Origin of the sequence: Rhodocista pekingensis (genome assembly GCF_042665545.1) — a bacterium.
Taxonomy (GTDB): domain Bacteria; phylum Pseudomonadota; class Alphaproteobacteria; order Azospirillales; family Azospirillaceae; genus Rhodocista; species Rhodocista pekingensis.
The window spans coordinates 15,632-37,383 of the sequence record NZ_JBHTCM010000018.1; the positions used below are offsets into that span (position 1 = coordinate 15,632).

Genomic DNA, 21,752 nt, shown 5'->3' on the forward strand with positions numbered 1-21,752 from the left:
CGGGTAGTACCGCCCCGGAGATAAACCCTGTTGCGACCGGGGGCGCCCGGATTTACCTTCCGGTTGAAACGTCGGAAGGTGTTCCGTGGGAGAGGGTGTCACGGCGGGGTTGCTGGCGAAGGTGGCTTTCGCCTGTTTTACCGGGGACACGGTTGCCGACGGGCTGCTGGGGGGTGCCGGCGACGTCATCGAACGGACCTTCGATGCCGTCCTGAGGCGCGCCCCGGGCGAGGTGCGCGCGGCGATCAGGGCCGCGGAAAAGGGAATCCGCGAATGCGACTCCCTTGTCCGGCTGGACGGGGGCGTGCAGGCCGGTGTGCGGAAGACGGCCGCGGACATCCTGCGCTGCCATCCGCTCCGCGCCGCGGAGATCGTCGGCTGCGATTACAGGCCGGGGGAGATCGCGGGCCTGCTGCTGGCACGGGGCGAAGGGCTGGCCGCCCTGCACCAGCGCCATCCGCGGGAAGCGGAAGCCCTGCGCGAGGTGCTGACCCTGCTCAGCGGGCACGCCCTTGTCCAGGCCCCCAACCTTGCGCGGGTGGAGGCGGAGTTCCGGCGGGAGGTCCTGTCCCGGCTGACTGATCTGGTGGAGGATGTCCGAAGCAGGAGGACCGGGGCGGCGGTCCTGGCGGACGCGCTGCTTCGCCCCGTCACGGTGGCGCCGGACTATGATCCCCGCATCGCCCTTCTGTCCGCACGGCTGCTCGATCCGGAACATGCCCTGGCTCCGTTGACGGGACGCGATGCGATCCTGGACGAACTGGAGCAATGGTGCGCCACCGGGATGCTCCTGGGCATCCAGCTTTTCGTCGGGCGCGGCGGCATCGGGAAGACACGGCTGGGCATCGAGCTGTGCCGCCGCCTCGCTCCCTTGCGTCGGGACAGGCCGCAGCAATGGCGGTGCGGCTTCCTTGGACACCAGGAGCCGGTGCTTCCCTCGGGAACCTGGGATGTGCTTGTCGAGGAAGAGCGCCCGCTTCTCATCGTCGTCGATTATGCAGAGCGCCGGCGGCAATCCCTGGCACGCCTGTTCGAAGCCCTTGAGCGCCGCCAGCATTGCCGTCCGGATTCCGTGACCCGCGTGCTGCTGCTGGCGCGGAACACGGGGGACTGGTGGGACGACCTGCGCCAGGGTTCCGATTCCTATCTGCGGACGGCACTCAACAATTTCCGTATCACCCGGCCCGACGCGGTGGGGGTTCCCCGCCTGGAGCCGCAGGAGCGGGACCGGGTTTTCCAGGCAAGCCTGGAACGGTTCGCCACGGCCTTGCAGGTCCCGCCACCGGCATTGCGGACACCGGACTTCACGCCGCCGTCACGCCCTGGACAGGACGACCCCTTCGGCGCCGCCCTGTTCGTCCAGATGGCGGCCCTTGTGGCGGTCGAAGCGACGCGGGCGGGATCGTCGGCCATTGATCTGACCGACGCGGACGCGCTGCTCCAGTACGTCCTCGACCGGGAAACCGGCCTGTGGAAAGAGGCTTTGGGAGATGACCGCCCCCAGCTCGGAGCGGCGATCGTCCAGGCGGCGGCCCTGGCGACGCTCGTCGGCGGGGCGGAAACCCGCGCCGCCATGGGTGAGCTGCTGGACCGGACGCCGCTTCTGGGTGGGCAGCCCAGGGCCGTGATCGACCGCCTTGCCGATCTTCTCCACACGCACCTGTCCGACCCGCTCTATGTCAATCCGCTGACCCCGGACACGTTGGGGGAGGACCTGGTCAATGCCGAACTGGTCCGCGATGCGTCCTTGATCGACGTCGTTTTCGGCGGGGAGACATCGGACGACCGGGTTGAAACCGCCCTGACGGTCCTGAACCGCCTTGCCGCCCGCCGTCCGGCGGCCGTCCGCTGGCTGGACCGCGTTGCCGAACGCCATATGGACAGGATCGCCGTGCCCGCACTCCGGGTCGCGGTGGAACAGCCCGCGCCGATCGTGGACGTCTATCTGCGCCATCTGGACCGCCTGTCCCTGGAGCGGCTGATGCATGCCCACGATGCGTTACCGGAGAAGACGACGGCGCTGCGTGATCTCGCGTATACGGTTACTGACCATCTGGTTACCGCCTTCAGGGGGCAGGGGACCGCCTCTCCAGCGCTGGCGGCAACATTGAACAACCTGTCCAACAGCCTGTCGGACCTGGGCCATCGGGAGGCGGCGCTGGCGGCGATCGAGGAGGCGGTGGCGATCCGGCGGGAGCTTGCGGCGGCGCGGCCGGATGCCTTCCGCCCGTACCTTGCGGTATCGCTGAACACCCTGTCCACCCACCTGTCGGCCCTGGGGCGCCGGGAGGCGGCGCTGGCGGCGGTCGAGGAGGCGGTGGCGGTCTACCGGGAGCTTGCGGCGGCGCAGCCGGATGCCTTCCGCTCGGACCTTGCCCTGTCGCTGAACAATCTGTCCAACTGCCTGTCGGACCTGGGCCATCGGGAGGCGGCGCTGGCGGCGATCGAGGAGGCGGTGGCGATCCGGCGGGAGCTTGCGGCGGCGCGGCCGGATGCCTTCCGCCCGGACCTTGCCGGATCGCTGAACAACCTGTCCAACCGCCTGTCGGCCCTGGGTCGCCGGGAGGCGGCGCTGGCGGCGGTCGAGGAGGCGGTGGTGATCCGGCGGGAGCTTGCGGCGGCGCGGCCGGATGCCTTCCGCCCGGACCTTGCCGGATCGCTGAACAACCTGTCGACCTGCCTGTCGGCCCTGGGTCGCCGGGAGGCGGCGCTGGCGGCGATCGAGGAGGCGGTGGCGGTCTACCGGGAGCTTGCGGCGGCGCGGCCGGAGGCCTTCCGCCCATACCTTGCCCTGTCGCTGGACAACCTGTCGACCTGCCTGTCGGCCCTGGGTCACCGGGAGGCGGCGCTGGCGGCGATTGAGGAGGCGGTGGCGATCTATCGGGAGCTTGCGGCGGCGCGGCCGGATGCCTTCCGCCCGGACCTTGCCGGATCGCTGAACAACCTGTCCACCCACCTGTCGGCCCTGGGTCACCGGGAAGCGGCGCTGGCGGCGATCGAGGAGGCGGTGGCGGTCTACCGGGAGCTTGCGGCGGCGCGGCCGGATGCCTTCCGCCCGGACCTTGCCCTGTCGCTGAACAATCTGTCCAACCACCTGTCGGCCCTGGGCCATCGGGAGGCGGCGCTGGCGGCGGTCGAGGAGGCGGTGGCGGTCTACCGGGAGCTTGCGGCGGCGCGGCCGGATGCCTTCCGCCCGGACCTTGCCCGGTCGCTGAACAACCTGTCCAACCGTCTGTCGGACCTGGGCCATCGGGAGGCGGCGCTGGCGGCTATCGAGGAGGCGGTGGCGGTCTACCGGGAGCTTGCGGCGGCGCGGCCGGATGCCTTCCGCCCGGACCTTGCCCTGTCGCTGAACAATCTGTCCAACCACCTGTCGGCCCTGGGCCATCGGGAGGCGGCGCTGGCGGCGGTCGAGGAGGCGGTGGCGGTCTACCGGGAGCTTGCGGCGGCGCGGCCGGATGCCTTCCGCCCGGACCTTGCCCTGTCGCTGAACAACCTGTCGACCTGCCTGTCGGAGCTGGGCCATCGGGAGGCAGCGCTGGCGGCGGTCGAGGAGGCGGTGGCGATCTGGCGGGAGCTTGCGGCGGCGCGGCCGGATGCCTTCCACCCGGACCTTGCCCGGTCGCTGAGCGTTCGCCGCGACTGCCGGCGGGCGCTGGGACAGCACGACGCTGCCCTGTCGGACGCCGACGAGGCCCTGCGCCTGCTCTTCCCGCATTTCCAGGCGGTGCCGGCGGCCTTCGGGGGGTTGCTGATCCGACTCGTCGCCGACTATCTGGAAAGCGCGGAAGAGGCCGGGCGGACGCCGGACGGGGACCTGCTGCACCCGATCGTCAATGCCCTGGTCGAGCACGGCTTTCTGGAACGGCCGGATTAGCGCCCCCGGGCTTCGCAGGGCGCCCTCTCTTCCCGTATGGTCTCTCCCCAGGACCGGGTGCTGGCGCCCGGGGACGGAAGACGAGGAGAGAGGGAGCCATGAGGATGCGCAAAGCGGCGGCGCGGATCGCGGCCGGGCTGGTGGTGGCCGGGGGGATGCTGGGCGGGTTGGCGGCGGCGGGGCCGGCGCTGGCCGGGGAGTTCCGGCTGACCAGCACGGACATGGCCGAGGGGGCGGCGCTGACGCAGAAGCAGGTCTTCAACGGCTTCGGGTGCAGCGGCCAGAACATCTCCCCGCAGTTGAGCTGGTCCGGCGCGCCCGCGGGCACGAAGAGCTTCGTCGTCACCGCCTACGATCCCGACGCGCCCACCGGCTCCGGCTGGTGGCACTGGGTCGTCTACGACATCCCGGCCGACGCCACCGGCCTGCCGGCGAACGCGGCCGAAGGCCGTGGGCTGCCGGCCGGGGCGGTGCAGGCGCGCAACGATTTCGGCACCGCCGGCTTCGGCGGCGCCTGCCCGCCGCCCGGCGAGGTCCACCGCTACGAGTTCCGCGTCTTCGCCCTGGGGGTGGAGAGGCTCGACGTGGACCCCGCGGCCAGCCCCGCCCTGATCGGCTTCATGACCCGCGCCAACGCCCTGGGCGTGGCCAGACTGACGGCGGTCTACACCCGCTGAGCCCGGCGCCACCTCGGTTCCCCGCCCCCGTTCCGTCTCCTGGTGGAGCGCGGGGGCGGGGGCGTGGGGGGACGGCGGGCCGGCCGCAAGGGGCGCCGCCTGCCCCGTCGGTGCAGCCCTGCCGTCCCGCCGGGGCTGTGGTCAAAGCCGCGGCGATGCGCTAAGCGGAACGGTCCAACCGTTTCGCCCGGAACCGTTCCCATGAGCCAGCGCCCCCCGTCCTCCCCGGACGCCACCGCCCTGCCGGTCTCGCTCGACGACATCCGCGCCGCCGCCGAGGCGCTGCGCGGGCAGGTGGTGGAAACGCCCTGCATCCCCTCGCGCACCCTGTCGCAGATCACGGGGGCGGAGATCTGGGTCAAGTTCGAGAACCTCCAGTTCACCGCCAGCTTCAAGGAGCGCGGCGCCTTCAACAAGCTGCGCACGCTGACGGAGGAGGAGCGCCGCCGCGGCGTCGTCGCCATGTCGGCCGGCAACCATGCCCAGGGCGTGGCCTACCATGCCGGGCGGCTGGGCGTGCCGGCCACCATCGTGATGCCCGAGGGCACGCCCTTCGTGAAGGTGGAGCACACCGAGAACTTCGGCGCCCGCGTCGTGCTGAAGGGCGCCAACCTGGGCGAGAGCCAGCTTGAGGCCGAGCGGCTGGTGCAGGAGGAGGGGCTGGTCCTGGTCCACCCCTACGACGATGCCGAGGTGATCGCCGGCCAGGGCACCGTCGCGCTGGAGATGCTGGCGGCGGCGCCGGACCTGGAGGTGCTGGTCGTGCCGGTCGGCGGCGGCGGCCTGATCTCCGGCATCGCCACCGCGGCCAAGGCGCTGAAGCCCGACATCGAGGTGGTGGGCGTGGAGGTCGAGGCCTATGCCGCCGTGGCCCAGGCCCTGCGCGGCGAGCCGCCCCATGTCGGCGGCGACACCATCGCCGAGGGCATCGCCGTCAAGAATGTCGGCCGCCTGACCTTGCAGATCATCCGCGCCCTGGTGGACGAGGTGATGCTGGTCCCCGATGCGGAGGTGGAGCGGGCCGTCGCCCTGTTCCTGAACATCGAGAAGACGGTGGCGGAAGGGGCGGGGGCCGCCGGGCTGGCCGCGGTGCTGAACCATCCGGAGCGGTTCCAGGGCCGCAAGGTCGGGCTGGTGCTCTGCGGCGGCAACATCGACAGCCGCCTGCTGGCCCAGGTCATCATGCGCCAGCTTGTGCGCGAGGGCCGGCTGATCGCCCTGCGCATCGCCATCCCCGACCGGCCCGGCGGGCTGGGCCGCATCACCAGCGTGGTGGGCGATGCCGGCGGCAACATCATCGAGGCGATGCACCAGCGCCTGTTCACCACCGCCACGGTGAAGTCCACCGACATCGACCTGACCATCGAGTGCCGCAGCGCCCGCCACGCCGCCAAGGTCGTGCAGGCCCTGCGCGACGCCGGCTTCGGGGTGAAGATCCTGACCGGCGGGGTGTAGGGCCGGTCCGGGACATTGCAACGGGGTTAACCCGATCCGGTTGACCGCGCCGGACGGCGGCGTCACCCTTGGGCATCGGACCGTCCTGCGCCGATCTGCCGGGGGAGCCATGAACCGCCTGCGCACCGTGAGCTGGCTGCGGCACGCCGTGTTCGCCTTCGCCTATGCGGCGCTGGCGCTGGCCGTGGCCCTGACCCTGTCGCTGACCGTCGCCGGGGTGGACCGGGACGAGGCCGTGCTGTTCGGCCTTCTCACCTTCGTCTTCGGCGCCCTGCTGCACGAGTTCTGGAGCCGCACCGAGTCGCAGGAGCGGCTGGAGGCCCGGATGTGGCGTCTGCAACGGCAGCAGGACGAAATCCGCGTCCTGCTGGCCCGGCTGGACGAACGGCTGAGCGGCACCATCCCCCTGCGCGGGGAGGTGGCGAGCATCGTCTCCGAAGCGCGCCTGCTGGAGCGGCTGGCCGGACAGCTTCCGCCGCAGCCGGCCGCGCCGGCCCCGGTGGTGGAGGCGCCCGCCCCGGAGCCTGTCGCGGAGGCCCCCGTCGCGGAGCCCGACACCGGAGCGGCGGCGGACGGGGACGCGGCCGATCCCGCACCGGAGCCGCCGCGGGACCTGTTCACGCCCCGCCCCGCCCTGCGGGTGCCGCCGACCCCGCTGACGGCCCCGCTGACGGCTGCCCCGCCGCCGCCGGCAGGCCCGGACGACGCCGCGGTGCTGGACAGCATCCGCCGCGCCCTGCGCGCCGACCAGGTGGACATCTTCCTGCAACCGATCGTCAGCCTGCCGCAGCGCAAGCACCGCTATTACGAGGTCTTCTCCCGCATCCGCGACGGCGGGGGCGAAAGCTACCTGACGCCCGACCGCTATCTGGCCGTGGCCGAGCGGGCGGGGCTGATCGCGGCGATCGACAACATGCTGCTGTTCCGCTGCATCCAGCTCATCCGCGAGACGGAGAAGCGGCACCAGACGGTCGGCTTCATGTGCAACATCTCCGCCGCCACGCTGAACGACAGCGGCTTCATGGGCGAGTTCGTGCAGTACATGGGCCAGCACCCGAACCTCGCCGCCAAGCTGGTGTTCGAGCTGGCCCAGGCGGACCTGATGCAGGGAGGGCTGTTCGCCACCGGCTTCCTGGACGGGCTGAAGCGGCTGGGCTTCCGCTTCTCCATGGACCAGGTGGAGCGGCTGGACGTGGACTGGGACGAGATGGCCCGGCACGAGATCCGCTACGTGAAGCTGGACGCCGCCCGCCTGCTCGACCCCGACGGCCGCTTCGCCGACCCCCGCGCCGTGCGCGAGCTGAAGCACACGCTGGACCGCAACGCCATCGACCTGATCGTGGAGAAGGTAGAGACGGACCAGCAGCTCCTGGAGCTGCTGGACCTCTATATCGACTTCGGCCAGGGCTACCTGTTCGGGGAGCCGCGGCTGGCGAAGAAGCCGACCGGCTGACCGGCACCCGCCGGGGGCGCCGCGGGTTGCGCCGGGGGCCGTGCCTGGGCTACCACCGGGGTGGAGACCCGTTCCTCCCGCCCCGCAAGCCCCGGCCTGCCGCATGACCGCACCGATCCCGCTCCATCACGGCCTCCGCGAGGTCGCCGACCGCTATGACGGCTACATCCTGGACCTCTGGGGCGTGCTGCACGACGGCGAGCAGGCCTATCCCGGCGTCCATGAGGCGCTGCGCGCGCTGAAGGCGCGGGGCAAGTGGATCTGCCTGCTGTCGAACGCGCCGCGCCGCTTCCCCGGCACGCTGAAGCGGCTGGAGGGGATGGGCCTGACGCCCGATCTCTGGCACGCCATGATGACCTCGGGCGAGGCGGCGCACCTCGCGCTGCGCGACCCGCCGGACGACTGGCACGCCGCCCTGGGGCCGCGGCTCTACCATCTGGGGCCGCCGCGCGACGCCGACGTGTACGAGGGACTGCCCGGCCGCATCCGGGTGGCGACGCCGGAGGAGGCGGACTTCGTCGTCAACACCGGGGTGGACGATTTCGACGAGACGGTCGCCGACTACGAGCCGGTGCTGCGCCGCTGCGCCGACCGCCGCCTGCCCATGGTCTGCGCCAACCCCGACCTGATCGTACATGTCGGGCCGAAGCTGGTGGTCTGCGCCGGCCTGCTGGCCCAGCGCTACGAGGAGATGGGGGGCGAGGTGCGCTACCACGGCAAGCCGCACCCGCCGGTCTACCGCCGCTGCTTCGACCTGCTGGCCGGGCTGGCGGGGGCGCCGCTGGACCCGGCCCGCATCGTCGCCATCGGGGACAGCCTGCGCACCGACGTGGCCGGGGCCCGCGCCGCCGGGATCGACGCCATCCTGGTCACCGGCGGCATCCACCGGGACGAGCTGGACGCCGCGGCCGGCGGCCACGGCGATCCGGCGAAGCTGGAGGAGATCGCGGCCGCCGCCCCGGCCCGGCCGACCGGCGCCCTGCCGGCCCTGGTCTGGTAGGGCGGGTCCGGCAGGGCCGGTCTGGTGGCGCGGGCGGCGCGCGGGTTCAGGCCGCGGTCAGGAGTAGCGCTGCTCCTTCCAGGGGTCGCCCTCGTTGTGGTAGCCGCGCTCCTCCCAGAAGCCGGGCCGGTCCTCGGCCAGGAACTCCATGCGGTTCACCCACTTGGCCGATTTCCAGAAATAGAGCTTCGGCACCACCACGCGCACGGGGCCGCCATGCTCCCGCGTGATCGGCTTGCCCTCCCAGGTGTCGGCCAGCAGCACGTCGTCATCGTCGAAGGCGGCCAGCGGCAGGTTGGTGGTGTAGCCGTCGAAGCTGTGGAACAGGATGTGCCGCGCCTCCGGCTTCGGCTTCACGACCGACAGGATGTGCCGGGCCGACACGCCCTCCCAGAGATTCTCGTAGCGCGACCAGGCGGTGACGCAATGGATGTCGGAGACATCCTGGAAGCGCGGCTGGGCGCGGAAATCGTCCCACTTCCAGACGGTCGGGGTCTCCACCAGCCCGTCCACCCGCAGGTGCCAGGTCTCGGGCCGGATGTCGGGCTGCACGCCCAGATCCAGCACCGGCCAGTTCTTCACCTCGCGCTGGCCGGGCGGCAGGCGCTGCCCGGGCTCGCCCTGGATGCCGGTCAGGTGCCGGCCCTCCCGCGCCCAGCGCTGCTTGCTCTCCACCAGCTTCTGCTTGATCTGGCCGATCAGGCCCGGATCGTCGGGCATCGCCTTCCATCCCCGTCAACGGTTCCGCTGGACATAACATAGCGGCCGGCACGGCGCAGGGCGAGGGGGGCGGCGGCAGGGCGGCCCTTCCGGCCATGCGCGGCCCGGCGCGGCCCTGCCGCCCGGCCGGGGCCGCCCACACTTGTCACCGGGGGTCCGGCAGGGCGGGGCGGCGGCGGGGAGGCCGCGCACAGCAAGGCGGAACGGACGCGCCGGCCCCCCCACGGGGACGGGGCGGCCGGGTCGCCGGACGGTGCGAAGGGGGTAGCCGGGTTGGCAGCCCGCGCCGGCCCCGCTAGTCTGCGCGCCGACATGACACAACCTTCGGACAGCCCGTTGATGGCTTCTCACAGGCTCCTGCGGCGCCCCGCGGCGCAGCACCTCCTCCTTGCCCTGCTGCTGCTCGCCGGCTGGCTGCTGGCCGGCGGTCTGCTCGCGGGCCCGGCGCTGGCCCAGACCATGCCCCAGCCGCAGCAGACGGCCGCCCCCATCACCACCGACGAGATGGAGCGGACGGTCAAGATGCTGGAGGACCCCGCCCAGCGCGAGGTCATGGTGCGCCAGCTCCGGGCCATGATCGCGGCGCAGAAGGCCGAGAAGCGGGAGCGCCCGGTGGAGACGCTGGGCACCCGGATGCTGACCACGCTGTCGGAGCGGGTGGAGAAGGTGGGCGACCAGCTTGCCACCACGGGCGAGGCGCTGGTCGATACGCCCCGCGCCATGGCCTGGGTCAACCGCCAGATCAACGATCCCGCCCGGCGCGAGACCTGGCTGCGGCTGCTGATGGAACTGACCATCGTCATCGTTGCCGGCGTCTCCGCCCGCTTCACCATGCGCTGGCTGCTGCGGGGACCGCGCGCGGCGCTGGGGGAACGGCCGGCCCCGACGGTCTGGGCCAAGGTGCCGCTGCTGCTGGGGCGCGGGCTGCTGGACCTGTTGCCCGTGCTGGCCTTCGCCGCGGCCGGCTATGGCGTGCTGACGCTGGTCGAGACGCAGAAGGCCGTGCGGCTGGCGGCGCTGACCTTCCTCAACGCCAGCATCTTCGTGCAGACGGTGATGCTGACCACCCGCCTGCTGCTGTCGCCGCTGACGCCGAACCTGCGGCTGCTGAAGGTGACGGACGAGACGGCGCAGTACCTCGCCACCTGGACCCGGCGCATCGCCTTCACCTCCGTCTACGGCTACTTCGTGGCCCAGGCGGGCAAGATGCTCGGCCTGCCCGAGCAGCCCTACGAGGCGATGCTGAAGCTGGTCGGGCTGGTGGTGACGGTGATGCTGCTGATCATCATCATCCAGACGCGGCATATCGTCGGCGACTGGCTGCGCCATGACCGCAAGACGCCGGTGCCGCCCGGCCCCGATCCGGCGGATGCCGCCCTGGCCGCCGCCGTGGCGGGGGAAGCGGCCCCGACCCCGGCCGCTCCGGTGCCGCCCGTCCTTCCCGCCGGGTCCGGTGCGGCGGGCCGCGCCCTGGCGGCGGCCCGGCACCGGCTGGCCGATGTCTGGCACGTCCTGGCGTCCGTCTACATCGTCGTGATCTTCGGCATCTGGGCGCTGGAGATCCAGGGCGGCTTCGAGTTCGTGCTGCGGGCCACGCTGATCTCGGGGGCGGCGCTGATGCTGGCCACCCTGCTCACCCGCGGGCTGGACCAGCTCGTCCACCACGCCTTCACGCTGGCGCCGCAGATGAAGGCGCAGTACCCGCTGCTGGAGGCGCGGGCGCACCGCTACCTGCCGATCCTGCACCGGCTGCTGCGCACCGGCATCCTGGTGACCGCGACGCTGGCCGTGCTCCAGGCCTGGGGCGTGGACGGGCTGGCCTGGTTGCAGTCGCCGCCGGGCCAGCGCATCGTCTCCGCCGCGATCTCCATCGGCGTGACGCTGCTGATCGCCATCGGCGCCTGGGAGCTGGTCAGCAGCGGCATCGAGCGCTACCTGACCGCCACCGACCGCACCACCGGCAAGGCGGTGGAGCGCAGCGCGCGCGTCCGCACCCTGCTGCCGCTGCTGCGCAACGCCTTCCTGATCCTGCTGCTGACCATGGTGGCGCTGACCGTGCTGTCGGAACTGGGCATGGACATCGCCCCGCTGCTGGCCGGTGCCGGTGTCATCGGTCTGGCCATCGGCTTCGGCTCGCAGACGCTGGTGAAGGACGTCATCACCGGCATGTTCATCCTGTTCGAGGACACCATCGCCGTGGGCGACGTGGTGGATGTGGGCAACGGCCACAGCGGGCTGGTGGAGGCCATCTCCATCCGCACCATCCGGCTGCGCGACATGGCGGGCACGGTGCATGCCGTGCCGTTCAGCTCCGTCACCAGCCTGAAGAACCTGACCAAGGACTTCAGCTTCTACCTGTTCGACGTGAACGTGGCCTACCAGGAGGACACGGACCGCGTGGTGAAGGTGCTGGAGGATCTGGGGATGGAGATGATGCGCGACCCGCGCTACGCCCCCCTGATCCTGGCGCCGCTGGAGATCATCGGCGTGGACGGGTTCCAGGAGAACGCCGTGCTGATCAAGGCCCGGTTCAAGACGCGGCCGATCCAGCAATGGACCGTGGGGCGGGAGTTCAACCGCCGCATGAAGCGCCGCTTCGGCGAGCTGGGAATCGAAATCCCGTTCCCGCAGCGCACCGTCCACATCGTCGGCGTTCCGCCGGAGGGAATGGCACGGCCGACCCTGGCCGCGGCCGGAGCGGCGGACTGAACGGGAGCGGGAGGAACCAGGGGGGGTGGACGGCGCGGGCGGCCCGTCAGGGCTGCCCGCGGGTGATCTCGATGCCGACGCTGGCGGCCTCGGCGAAGGCGTCCAGCTTCTCGACCCGCACGGTGACGGCGCGGATCCGGACATCGGCCAGCAGCGCCGCGGCGATCCGCTCGGCCAGCGTCTCCAGCAGGTTGACGTGGCCCGCGCCGACGATGCCGCGGACGATCTCCACCGCCTCCTCGTAGGAGACGACGTCGGCGATCTCGTCCCGCTTCGGGCCGACCCGGTCCAGCACATGCAGGTCCAGGCTGACCCGGATGCGCTGCGGCTCCGTCTTCTCGTGGTCGTAGATGCCGACGACGGCGAGCAGTTCCATGTCGCGCACGAAAAGGCGGGCGAGCGCGCGGCCGGGAAGGACGCGCGCGGACGGGCGGGTGACCTGGGCGAAGAGCTTGTTCATGGCCGCGGGCATTTAGCATCCGCAGCAGAGCCGCTCAAGGGCGCGTTGGGGTCCGGCGCCGGACAGGCAGGGGTGCGACGGGTGCGGGCCGGGTCCGCTCCGGCCGTCCGCCCCCCGCATCCGCCCCCCGCGTCCGCCGCGGCCGGCCCGGTCAGTGCATCTCGGCGATGACCTTCTGCCGCAGCACGTCGATGGGGGCCAGGCTCTTGCCCTCCTGGAAGTGCCAGTAGGTCCAGCCGTTGCAGGCCGGCAGCCCCTGCACGGCGGCCCCCACCTTGTGGATGGAGCCGCTGTGCTGGCCCAGATGGTTCTGCGCCACCAGCGTGCCGTCGGCACGCACCTTGGCGATGACGCGGCGGCGCTGGTCGAACAGGTTCGTGCCCGGCTTCAGCAGGCCGCGCTCCACCAGATGGCCGAACGGCACCCGCGGCTGCGTCCGCCGCGCCGGCACGTCCACCAGCTCGGGCTCGGCCAGCTCCTCCACCGCGGCGATGCGGGCGTTGGCGAGGCGGGCGTACTCGTGCTCCCGCTCGATGCCGATCCAGCGCCGGCGGAGCTGCTTCGCCACCGCCCCCGTCGTGCCGGTGCCGAAGAACGGGTCCAGCACCAGATCGTCTGGCCGCGTCGCCGCCAGCAGCACGCGGTACAGCAGCGCCTCCGGCTTCTGCGTCGGGTGCGCCTTCTGCCCGTCCTCGCCGCGCAGCCGTTCCGCGCCGGTGCAGAGCGGCAGCGTCCAGTCGCTGCGCATCTGCAATTCCTCGTTCAGGTTCTTCATCGCCTCATAGGCGAAGTAGTATTTCGCCTCGCGCGACTTGGCGACCCAGATCAGGGTCTCGTGCGCGTTGGTGAAGCGCCGCCCCTTGAAGTTCGGCATCGGGTTGGACTTGCGCCAGACGATGTCGTTCAGGATCCAGAAGCCCAGATCCTGGAGGATGGAGCCGACGCGGAAGATGTTGTGGTAGCTGCCGATCACCCAGAGCGTGCCGTCATCCTTCAGGGCGTGACGGGCCGCGCCCAGCCAGTCGCGGGTGAAGCGGTCATAGGCCGGCAGGTCGCTGAAACGGTCCCACTCCTCGTCCACCCCGTCCACACGGGTGTAGTTCGGCCGAAGAAGATCGCCCGAGAGTTGCAGATTATAGGGCGGATCGGCGAACACCATGTCCACCGACCCGGCAGGCATCTGCGACATCAACTGGATGCAGTCGCCGACCAGGATGCGGTTGGCGGCAGCGTTCTCGGTGGGCCTGGTCATGGCGAGCGGGGCGTCCCTTGTTCTGGCTTTTTGGCGAATCGAGCCGGCCCAAGGTGAGTCGTCCGCGAGTCCACGTCAATGTCATTTTTCCAGAAGAGTCAGTGGAGTCAGACGGTTAACTAAGACTCTTCGGACTCTGCTGCAAGATATGGGGCCGCTCTGCGGTCAGGGGCCCCAGCCTTAGCCGTTGCCGTCCTGCACCAGGGCGAGGCGGAGTTGCGCCGCCACCGGGGCGAAGCTGCGCCGGTGCTCCGGCGTGGCGCCCAGCCGGCGCAGCGCCTCGCGGTGGGCCGCGGTGCCGTAGCCGGCGTTGCGCTCCCAGCCGTAGCCGGGATGGCGCTCGGCCAGCTCGGCCATGATGCGGTCGCGCGTGACCTTGGCGACGATGCTGGCCGCGGCGATGGACAGGCACAGCGCGTCGCCGTCCACGATCGCCTCGACCATGGCGCAGGGCAGGGGCGGGCGCTGGTTGCCGTCCACCAGGGCCACGGCGGGCAGGGGCGTGCCCAGCCCCTCCACCGCCCGCCGCATCGCCAGGAAGGTGGCGCGCAGGATGTTCAGCGTGTCGATCTCCGCCACGTCGGCGATGCCGACCCCGACCCGGGCCTGGGTCCGGATCAGGCCGCAGAGCGCCTCCCGCCGGGCGGCGGAGAGGCGCTTGCTGTCGTCGATGCCGGCGCACCAGTCCGGCAGCGGCCCGCCGGGCAGCACCACCGCCGCGGCCACCACCGGCCCGGCCAGCGGGCCGCGCCCGGCCTCGTCCACGCCGCAGACGATCCGGCCCGCGGCGTGCCCGTGGCGATGCTCCAGCGTCAGGTCCGGCATCGTCGGGCTCACTTCCCGTCCGGCGTCGCCGCGTCGGGCTTCGCGGTATCCGGCTTCGCCGCCTCGGGGCGGTAGCGGTCGAACCAGGCCAGCGTCGTGTTGGCCTTGGCGATCAGGTTCGACGGCCGCCGCGCGATGCCGTGCGGCGCCTCGGGGATGCGGACCATGGCGGTGGGGATGCCGCGCAGCTTCAGCGCCTGATAGTACTGCTCCGTCTCCGACATCGGCGTGCGGTAGTCGGCCTCGCCGGTCACCAGCATGGTCGGGGTCTTCACGGTGCCGACCAGCGACAGGGGCGAGCGGCGCCAGTACTCCTCCTGCTTCTCCCAGGGCATGCCGGAGAACCAGTAGCGGGTGAAGTAGGGCGGCATGTCCGCCGTCAGCGCGAAGCTGGTCCAGTTGATCACCGGCTTCGCCACCACCGCCGCCTTGAAGCGGTCGGTCTTCCCGACGATCCAGGCGGTCAGCACGCCGCCGCCCGATCCGCCGGTGACGTAGAGCCGCTCGGGATCGACGAAGCCCTTGGCGATCACCGCGTCCACGCCGGAGATCAGGTCGTCATAGTCGGCGCTGGGATAGTTGTGGTGGATCTGGTTGGCGAAGTCGTCGCCGTAGCCGGTGCTGCCGCGCGGGTTGGTGTAGAGCACGGCATAGCCCGCGGTGGCGAACAGTTGCAGCTCCGCACCGAAGACCGGGCCGTAGCTGGCGAAGGGGCCGCCGTGGATCTCCAGGATCAGGGGCAGCCGGCCCTTGGCCTTGGCGGGGTCGAAGCCCGGCGGCGTGATCAGCCAGCCCTGGATCTCCCGCCCGTCGGCGGAGGATTTCCAGGTCAGCGCCTCGGTCCGGCCCAGGGCGCGGTTGCCCAGCAGGTCGGCGTTCAGGTCGGTCAGGCGCCGGGCCGCGCCGGCCTTCTCCCCCGCCGCCACGTCGGCCGGGCGGTCGGGACCGGCGGCGGTGTAGGCGAAGCGGCCGTTCCGCGCCACGGTGAAGCTGCCCGAGGTGTAGGGCCGGTCCAGCGTCGTGCCGCCGACATCCTCGGCCAGCACCTCGCGCCGGCCGTCCAGCCCGATGCGGGCCAGCACCATGTTGCCGCGGTTCTCGTAGCTGACCAGGATGGCCTTGCCCTCGTCCGTCCAGGCCGGGTTGTCCACCGACCGGTCCAGCCCCTCGGTCAGGGTGCGGATCTCACCCGTGCGCCGGTCCAGCACGGACAGACGGGAATTGTGGTAGCCGCGGCGCTGGTCCTCGAAGCCGGTGAAGGCGATGTAGCGCCCGTCGGGGGAGACGGCCGGATCGCTGTCCGGTCCCTTGCGCGTGGTCAGGGTGCGGATCGTGCCGTCCTTCACGCTGACCTCGTGCAGGTCCTGGTTCAGCGGGTCCGTCTCCCAGTCGGGGTTGCGGTTGGCGGCGATGATGATGGCGCTGCCGTCGGGCAGCCAGGCGGGCTGGCCCCTGTGGTCGAAATCCCCGCTGGTGAGCTGGCGCGGGGTGCCGCCCTCGGCCGGCACGACGAACAGGTGGTGGCGGCCCTGCTCCAGGAAGCCTGCCCCGTCGGCGCGGTAGACCATGCTGTCCACCACCTTGACCTTGGGCGCCCACTCGGCCCCTTCCGGCTTGGGCGGCATGCTGCCCAGCGGCTTGCCCTCGGCCTTGACCAGCATGGTGAAGGCCAGCCAGCGGCCGTCCGGCGACCAGGCCAGATTGTCCGGGTCCTCCGTCAGGTGGGTGACGGTGGCGACCTGGCCCGTATCCATCCAGCGCACATGGATCTGGCGCTGGCCGCCCTCGGCCTGGACATAGGCGATGCGGCCGCCGTCGGGCGACCAGCGGGCCAGCGACGCCGGCACCCGGCCGGGCAGCAGCGGCCGGTGCGAGCGGCCCTCATAGTCCACGACCCAGAGGGTGGGGACGGCCCGGTCCTTCATGATGTCCATGCCGACGCGGGCATAGACGATCTGCTTTCCGTCGGGGCTGATCTGCGGATCGCGCGCATATTCCAGTTCGAACACGTCGCGGTCGGTGAAGGGCGGCGGTGTCGCCGCCGCCGCGGCTCCCCCTTGCGCCGCCGCCGGTGCCGTGGCCGAGGCGGCCAGCAGCAGGGTGGCGCCGAACAGTCCCCGTGCGATCAGGCCCGTACCCATGAAACTCCCCGTTCTTTCGGTTGGTGTTCTTCCGGTTGGAGTGCCGACCCTAGACCGCTTCCCGCCGGACGGGAAGCCGGGCGCGCGACCGGCCCCAGGGTCGCGCCGCGGGGTGGTCCGGCCCCCCGCGACAAGCAGGCGGCTTGACCCATGTCAAAGCGGAATGTTCGGTCCCCGACGCACTCTCCGAGCAAATTCAGGAAAGGCCTGACCAGGATGCGTCCCGACCTCGTCGCCAAATATCGCAGCCAGCGGGTGCCGCGCTACACCAGCTATCCCGCTTCCCCCCACTTTTCGTCCGACGTGGATGCGGATACCTACAGGCAGTGGCTGTCGGAGATGCCGGCGGACGGCACGTTGTCGCTGTACCTGCATATTCCGTTCTGCCGCAGCATGTGCTGGTACTGCGGCTGCCACACCGTCGTCGTGCCGCACGACGATCCGATTCGCACCTATCTCCAGGCGCTGACCCGTGAGATCCGGACGGTCTCGGCCCTGCTCCCGGCCGGCCCGCGGGTGACGCACCTGCATTTCGGCGGCGGCACGCCGACGCTGATCCCGGCCGACGCCTTCGCCGCGCTGATGGAGACGATGCGCGAGGCGTTCGGCTTCGACGCCGACGCCGAGCTGGCGATCGAGGTCGATCCCCGAACCCTGCCGGAGGCGCTGCCGGCGGTGCTGGCCGCGGGCGGCATCAACCGCGCCTCGCTGGGCGTGCAGAGCTTCGACCCGGTGGTGCAGAAGGCGATCAACCGCTTCCAGTCGCCGGAGATGACGGCCGAGGCGGTGACGCGGCTGCGCGCCGCGGGCATCGCCGGCATCAATCTGGACCTGCTCTACGGCCTGCCCCACCAGACGGTGGAGTCCTGCATCGAGACGGTGCGGACCGCGCTGTCCATGGACCCCGACCGGCTGTCGGTGTTCGGCTATGCGCACATGCCGTCCTTCAAGTCGCACCAGTCGCGCATCGGGGAGGACCACCTGCCCGACGCGGAGGAGCGCATCCGGCAGGTGCTGGCCATCGAGGCCACCTTGCAGGAGGCCGGCTATGTCCGCATCGGCATGGACCACTTCGCCAAGCCCGACGATCCCATCGCCGTGGCCGCCCGGGACGGACGCCTGCGCCGCAACTTCCAGGGCTACACGACGGACAGCGCCGACGCGCTGATCGGCTTCGGCGCCTCGGCCATCGGCCGGATGCCGCAGGGCTTCGTCGCCAACATCGTCCCCGTGCCGGGCTACCAGAAGGCGGTGACGGAGTCGGGGCTGGCGGTCGGCCGCGGCTTCCGGGTCAGCGACGACGACCGGCTGCGCGCCCGCCTGATCGAGCGGGTGATGTGCCAGTTCGAGGTGGACATCGACGCCATCGCCCAGGAGTTCGGCCGCCCGGTCGCCTCCGTCCTGCCGCCGCGGGCCGATCTGGCGCGGCTGCGCGACGACGGGCTGATCGAGCTTGAGGGCAACCGCCTGCGCGTGGTGGACGAGGCGCGGCCGCTGGTGCGCAGCGTCGCCGCCCTGTTCGACGCCTACCTCGATCCGGAGGGCGGTCGCCACAGCCGGGCGATCTGAGGCCTGGCCATCTGAGGCCGGGCGATCCTTGCCGGCAGGCGCCACGGAGGTGGCGTCCCGGAAGTTCCACGGCGCGGCGTGCCTGTCGCAGGACGGGCACGCCGCCCGTCTGTCCGGGGGGCGTCTGTCCGGAAAGCGGCCGCCGCCCCCCGCATCATTCCACCTGACAGCAGGTCCATGACGGTGCGGGAGAGGTCGATGGTTCGGATCGAGCGTGTGTTGGCGGGGTCGGCGGTGGTCGTCATCGCGGCGGCCCTCATCATTCCCATGGGCCCCATAGGCAAGGCCCCGCCGCCCGCGACAGAGGCCGCCGTTCCGGCGGTGACCGCTCCGGCGCCGGACGCGCAGGTCGCCACCCCGACCGCCGCGACCGTCGCGGCTGCCACGCCGGCCCCCGCTCCGGCACCGCAGGCTGAGGCCCCGGCGCCGCAGGCGGCACCCCGCACCGTGGTGACGGAGGCCCCGGCCGCCAGCCCTGCCCCGGCGCCCGCTCCGGCGCCCGCTCCGGCATTCGATCCGGAGAAGGACCCGCGGCTGACGGCGACGCTCTGGGCGCAGACGGCGTCGGAGCACCGCTACGCCCTGGCCCAGGCCTATGATCTCGCCGCCCTGCGCCTGCCCGATGCGCTGCGCCTGCCCGGCTCGGCCGCGGTGGAGCAGGAGGACGGCGGCGAGGGCAAGCCGCCCGCCGCCGTGTTCGACGTGGACGAGACGGTGCTGAGCAACGGCATCGCCGAGGCGCAGAGCATCCTGAAGAACGAATCCTTCAACACCGCCTCCTGGGATGCCTGGGTCGCCGCCCGCGCCGCCACGCCCCTGCCGGGGGCGGCCGAGTTCGTGGAGCTGCTGCGCCGCCTCGGCATCCGGCCGATCTTCATCACCAACCGCGAATGCGGCGGCCCGCGCGCCGGGGAGGCCGATGCCTGCCCGCAGAAGACCGACACGCTGGCCAACCTGCGGGAGAAGGGCTTCGGCGACGTGCAGCCCGACGATCTCTGGCTGGCCGGGGATGCCGTGCCGGCGGACTTCCAGCCGGTGGTCGGCGCCGCCACCTTCCCCAAGGACAAGACCACCCGCCGCGCCCTGGTGGCGGACCGCTACCGCATCGTCATGATGTTCGGCGACCAGCTCACGGACTTCGTCTCGGTCAGTCGCGGCTCCACCCCGGCCGACCTGAACGCCCTGGCCGACCGGCACGCCGATCTCTGGCGCACCCGCTGGATCACCCTGCCGAACCCGATGTACGGCATCTGGCTGAACGTGATCCCCGCACCGAAGTCGGGGGGCCTCGTCACCGAGTGACGGGAAGACGCTGTCACGCAGTGACGGAAAGACGCTGTCACCGAGTGACGGGAAGGGCCGTCACGCCGTGACGGCAGACGTCACCACGCCGTGACGGGACGCAGGCGGGGACCGCTCAGAACAGGCCGAGCTGGTCCCCCGGTGCGGGCGGCGGGCGGAAGCGGGTGCAGTCCAGCTCCAGCCGCCGCTCGTTCAGGCCCAGCCGCACGCAGGCCAGATGGAAGCGGCGGCGCAGCAGCTCGGCATAGGGGCCGGTGCCGCGCATCCGGGTGCCGAAGGCGGCCTGGTACAGCCCGCCGTCGCGGCACTGGCGCAGCAGGCTCAGCACCCGCGCCGCCCGGTCGGGCGCGTGCTCGTGCAGCCATTCCTGGAACAGGGCCGCGATCTCCAGCGGCAACCGCAGCAGGATGTAGCTGGCCCGCTTCGCCCCGGCCGCGGCCGCTTCCTCCAGGATCGCCTCCAGCTCGTGGTCGGTCAGGCCGGGGATCATGGGGCTGGCCAGCACGGCCACGGGGATGCCGGCCGCCGCCAGCTCCCGCACCGTCTCCAGCCGCCGGGCCGGCGTGGCGGCCCGCGGCTCCATCCGGCGGGAGAGGTCGCGGTCCAGCGTGGTGACGGAGACGGCGACGGAGACCAGCCCCTCCGCCGCCATCGGCGCCAGGATGTCCAGGTCGCGGGTCACCAGCGCCGACTTGGTGATGATGCCGACCGGGTGGCGGAAGTCGCGCAGCACCTCCAGCACGCCGCGGGTGATGCGCTCCTGCCGGTCCACCGGCTGGTAGGGATCGGTGTTGGAGCCCAGGGTCAGCGGCTTCGCCACATAGCCCCGGGCCCGTAGTTCCCGCGCCAGCAGCTCGGCCGCGCGCGGCTTGCGGAACAGCGTCGTCTCGAAATCCAGCCCCGGCGACAGGCCCAGATAGGCATGCGTCGGCCGGGCGTAGCAGTAGATGCAGCCATGCTCGCAGCCGCGGTAGGGGTTCAGCGAACGGTCGTAGGGGATGTCCGGGCTGTCGTTGCGGGCGATGACGCTGCGGCTGGTGTCGTCGTGCAGCACCGTCCGCAGCGGCGGCAGGGCGTCGTCGTCCGCCGCCTCGTCCGCCGCCTCCGACGGGCCGGGGCCGGACTGTGACCGGCCGGGCCGCGTCCAGCCGTCGTCGATGGCGACGCGGCGGGTCGCCTCGAACCGGCCGGACCGGTTCGACAGGCTGCCGCGGCCCTTGACCGCGCGATCGGGCAGTTCATCGACCATGCCGGCAGGGTGCCATGCCGGCCGGAACATATCAAGAACATTGCCGGGCGTTCCCAGGCCGGGGGCGGATCAGCCCGCGATCTCCACCGCCGGGACCTGCGGCAGCAGCGGCGCCGCCTCCGCCCACCAGTCCGGCCGGGCCGCGCGCAGTTCCGCCGCGGCCGCGCACGCATCCGTTTCGCTTCCGAAAAGACCGAAGCAGGTGGCGCCGCTGCCGGACATGCGGGCGAGCCGGCAGCCGGCCGCGGCGCGCAGGGCGTCCAGCATCTCCGCCACCACCGGGGCCAGGGACAGGGCCGGGGCCATCAGGTCGTTGCCGCGCGCTTCCAGCATCGTTACGAAGTCGGAAAGATCGGTCGGCGCCCGTTCCAGCCGGCCGGCAGCGCTGAAGCCGCCCTGGCGCGCGCCGAACACCTCCTTCGTGCCCAGGCCGATACCGGGATTGACCAGCACCAGCCAGACCGGGGGCAGGGCGGGGGCGGGGTCGATCACGTCGCCGATGCCGCCGAAATAGGCGCTGCGGCCGTGCAGACAGACCGGCACGTCGGCGCCCAGGCCCGGCGCCACGGCCGCCGGGCGGGGATCGTCCGGGGCCAGCCCCCAGAGGGCGGTCAGCGCCCGCAGGGCCGCCGCCGCGTCGCTGGAGCCGCCGCCGATGCCGCCGGCCACGGGCAGCCGCTTGTGCAGCGTCACCGCCACGTCGGGCGCGCGGCCCACGGCCTCGGCCAGCCGGCGGCAGGCGCGGGTGACCAGATTGCGTTCCGGGTCCTCCGCCCGCAGGGGCGCCGCGAAGGGCCCGTCGATGTCCAGCCGGAACGTCTCCGCCGGCGCCACCTCCACCACGTCCCACAGTCCGGCGAAGACGACCAGACTGTCCAGCAGGTGATAGCCGTCGGCCCGCCTGCCCAGCACATGCAGGTAGAGGTTCAGCTTGGCCGGGGCGGCGGCGCGGACGGCGGTGCTGCCGGTGGTGATGGTGGGAGCGGGCATGGGCACGGTCACGGGACGGTCGGGGGCGGGGAACGGGACGGCCGCCACAGTTCCCGAGGCGACCGCCGGAATC

General features: G+C 72.0%; 15 protein-coding genes. 8 read left to right on the forward strand and 7 right to left on the reverse strand.

All coding sequences use genetic code 11. The features are described from left to right. Nucleotides 1-85: 85 nt before the first annotated feature. From ACFQPS_RS15535 to ACFQPS_RS15555, 5 genes are all read left to right on the forward strand, one after another. Nucleotides 86-3,877 (forward strand): tetratricopeptide repeat protein, encoded by a 3,792-nt coding sequence (locus ACFQPS_RS15535; protein ID WP_377360134.1) that lies wholly within the window; start codon nucleotides 86-88, stop codon nucleotides 3,875-3,877. A gap of 98 nt (nucleotides 3,878-3,975) precedes the next feature. After that, nucleotides 3,976-4,554 carry a YbhB/YbcL family Raf kinase inhibitor-like protein gene (locus tag ACFQPS_RS15540; protein ID WP_417715209.1) on the forward strand — a complete coding sequence of 193 codons (579 nt, stop codon included), beginning with the start codon at nucleotides 3,976-3,978 and terminating at the stop codon, nucleotides 4,552-4,554. 201 nt (nucleotides 4,555-4,755) lie between these two features. Further along, nucleotides 4,756-6,009, forward strand: a complete 1,254-nt coding sequence (locus ACFQPS_RS15545; RefSeq protein WP_377360135.1) for a threonine ammonia-lyase — start codon at nucleotides 4,756-4,758, stop codon at nucleotides 6,007-6,009. Between the two features lie 109 nt (nucleotides 6,010-6,118). After that, nucleotides 6,119-7,462, forward strand: a complete 1,344-nt coding sequence (locus tag ACFQPS_RS15550) for an EAL domain-containing protein (RefSeq protein ID WP_377360136.1) — start codon at nucleotides 6,119-6,121, stop codon at nucleotides 7,460-7,462. A gap of 103 nt (nucleotides 7,463-7,565) precedes the next feature. Then, a complete protein-coding gene (locus ACFQPS_RS15555) occupies nucleotides 7,566-8,462 on the forward strand; it encodes a TIGR01459 family HAD-type hydrolase (RefSeq protein WP_377360137.1) in 897 nt (298 codons plus the stop codon). A gap of 57 nt (nucleotides 8,463-8,519) precedes the next feature. Here ACFQPS_RS15555 and ACFQPS_RS15560 read toward each other — a convergent pair whose 3' ends face one another. Then, nucleotides 8,520-9,182 (reverse strand): sulfite oxidase-like oxidoreductase, encoded by a 663-nt coding sequence (locus ACFQPS_RS15560; protein WP_377360138.1) that lies wholly within the window; start codon nucleotides 9,180-9,182, stop codon nucleotides 8,520-8,522. A 339-nt stretch (nucleotides 9,183-9,521) separates the two neighbouring features. Between ACFQPS_RS15560 and ACFQPS_RS15565 the strand changes: the two genes are divergently transcribed. Next, entirely contained in the window at nucleotides 9,522-11,891 is a 2,370-nt protein-coding gene (locus ACFQPS_RS15565; protein WP_377360139.1) for a mechanosensitive ion channel domain-containing protein, read from the forward strand. Between the two features lie 46 nt (nucleotides 11,892-11,937). On the opposite strand, the gene folB is transcribed toward ACFQPS_RS15565, so the two are convergent. From folB to ACFQPS_RS15585, 4 genes are all read right to left on the reverse strand, one after another. Further along, nucleotides 11,938-12,363, reverse strand: a complete 426-nt coding sequence (gene folB / locus ACFQPS_RS15570; RefSeq protein ID WP_377360140.1) for a dihydroneopterin aldolase — start codon at nucleotides 12,361-12,363, stop codon at nucleotides 11,938-11,940. Between the two features lie 139 nt (nucleotides 12,364-12,502). Then, nucleotides 12,503-13,603 (reverse strand): site-specific DNA-methyltransferase, encoded by a 1,101-nt coding sequence (locus ACFQPS_RS15575; protein ID WP_377360141.1) that lies wholly within the window; start codon nucleotides 13,601-13,603, stop codon nucleotides 12,503-12,505. A 180-nt stretch (nucleotides 13,604-13,783) separates the two neighbouring features. Then, nucleotides 13,784-14,428, reverse strand: a complete 645-nt coding sequence (locus tag ACFQPS_RS15580) for a ribonuclease HII (protein WP_377360303.1) — start codon at nucleotides 14,426-14,428, stop codon at nucleotides 13,784-13,786. Between the two features lie 8 nt (nucleotides 14,429-14,436). Next, a complete protein-coding gene (locus tag ACFQPS_RS15585; RefSeq protein WP_377360142.1) occupies nucleotides 14,437-16,569 on the reverse strand; it encodes a S9 family peptidase in 2,133 nt (710 codons plus the stop codon). Nucleotides 16,570-16,785: 216 nt separating this feature from the next. Here ACFQPS_RS15585 and hemN point away from each other — a divergent pair, with 216 nt between their 5' ends. Next, a complete protein-coding gene (hemN, locus tag ACFQPS_RS15590) occupies nucleotides 16,786-18,138 on the forward strand; it encodes an oxygen-independent coproporphyrinogen III oxidase (protein WP_377360143.1) in 1,353 nt (450 codons plus the stop codon). Nucleotides 18,139-18,336: 198 nt separating this feature from the next. Further along, nucleotides 18,337-19,440, forward strand: a complete 1,104-nt coding sequence (locus ACFQPS_RS15595) for a 5'-nucleotidase, lipoprotein e(P4) family (RefSeq protein WP_377360144.1) — start codon at nucleotides 18,337-18,339, stop codon at nucleotides 19,438-19,440. A 115-nt stretch (nucleotides 19,441-19,555) separates the two neighbouring features. Here ACFQPS_RS15595 and ACFQPS_RS15600 read toward each other — a convergent pair whose 3' ends face one another. Further along, nucleotides 19,556-20,689 carry a PA0069 family radical SAM protein gene (locus ACFQPS_RS15600; RefSeq protein WP_377360145.1) on the reverse strand — a complete coding sequence of 378 codons (1,134 nt, stop codon included), beginning with the start codon at nucleotides 20,687-20,689 and terminating at the stop codon, nucleotides 19,556-19,558. Between the two features lie 69 nt (nucleotides 20,690-20,758). Beyond that, nucleotides 20,759-21,679 carry a 4-(cytidine 5'-diphospho)-2-C-methyl-D-erythritol kinase gene (locus tag ACFQPS_RS15605; RefSeq protein ID WP_377360146.1) on the reverse strand — a complete coding sequence of 307 codons (921 nt, stop codon included), beginning with the start codon at nucleotides 21,677-21,679 and terminating at the stop codon, nucleotides 20,759-20,761. Nucleotides 21,680-21,752 lie beyond the last annotated feature (73 nt).

Excerpts from the sequence above, each read along its gene's own strand:
- ACFQPS_RS15540 (WP_417715209.1), top strand. The coding sequence starts at position 3,976 with ATGAGGATGCGCAAAGCGGCGGCGCGGATCGCGGCCGGGCTGGTGGTG.
- ACFQPS_RS15545 (WP_377360135.1), top strand. The coding sequence starts at position 4,756 with ATGAGCCAGCGCCCCCCGTCCTCCCCGGACGCCACCGCCCTGCCGGTC.
- ACFQPS_RS15550 (WP_377360136.1), top strand. The coding sequence starts at position 6,119 with ATGAACCGCCTGCGCACCGTGAGCTGGCTGCGGCACGCCGTGTTCGCC.
- ACFQPS_RS15555 (WP_377360137.1), top strand. The coding sequence starts at position 7,566 with ATGACCGCACCGATCCCGCTCCATCACGGCCTCCGCGAGGTCGCCGAC.
- ACFQPS_RS15560 (WP_377360138.1), bottom strand. The coding sequence starts at position 9,182 with ATGCCCGACGATCCGGGCCTGATCGGCCAGATCAAGCAGAAGCTGGTG.
- ACFQPS_RS15565 (WP_377360139.1), top strand. The coding sequence starts at position 9,522 with ATGGCTTCTCACAGGCTCCTGCGGCGCCCCGCGGCGCAGCACCTCCTC.
- folB (WP_377360140.1), bottom strand. The coding sequence starts at position 12,363 with ATGCCCGCGGCCATGAACAAGCTCTTCGCCCAGGTCACCCGCCCGTCC.
- ACFQPS_RS15575 (WP_377360141.1), bottom strand. The coding sequence starts at position 13,603 with ATGACCAGGCCCACCGAGAACGCTGCCGCCAACCGCATCCTGGTCGGC.
- ACFQPS_RS15580 (WP_377360303.1), bottom strand. The coding sequence starts at position 14,428 with ATGCCGGACCTGACGCTGGAGCATCGCCACGGGCACGCCGCGGGCCGG.
- ACFQPS_RS15585 (WP_377360142.1), bottom strand. The coding sequence starts at position 16,569 with ATGGGTACGGGCCTGATCGCACGGGGACTGTTCGGCGCCACCCTGCTG.
- hemN (WP_377360143.1), top strand. The coding sequence starts at position 16,786 with ATGCGTCCCGACCTCGTCGCCAAATATCGCAGCCAGCGGGTGCCGCGC.
- ACFQPS_RS15595 (WP_377360144.1), top strand. The coding sequence starts at position 18,337 with ATGGTTCGGATCGAGCGTGTGTTGGCGGGGTCGGCGGTGGTCGTCATC.
- ACFQPS_RS15600 (WP_377360145.1), bottom strand. The coding sequence starts at position 20,689 with ATGGTCGATGAACTGCCCGATCGCGCGGTCAAGGGCCGCGGCAGCCTG.
- ACFQPS_RS15605 (WP_377360146.1), bottom strand. The coding sequence starts at position 21,679 with ATGCCCGCTCCCACCATCACCACCGGCAGCACCGCCGTCCGCGCCGCC.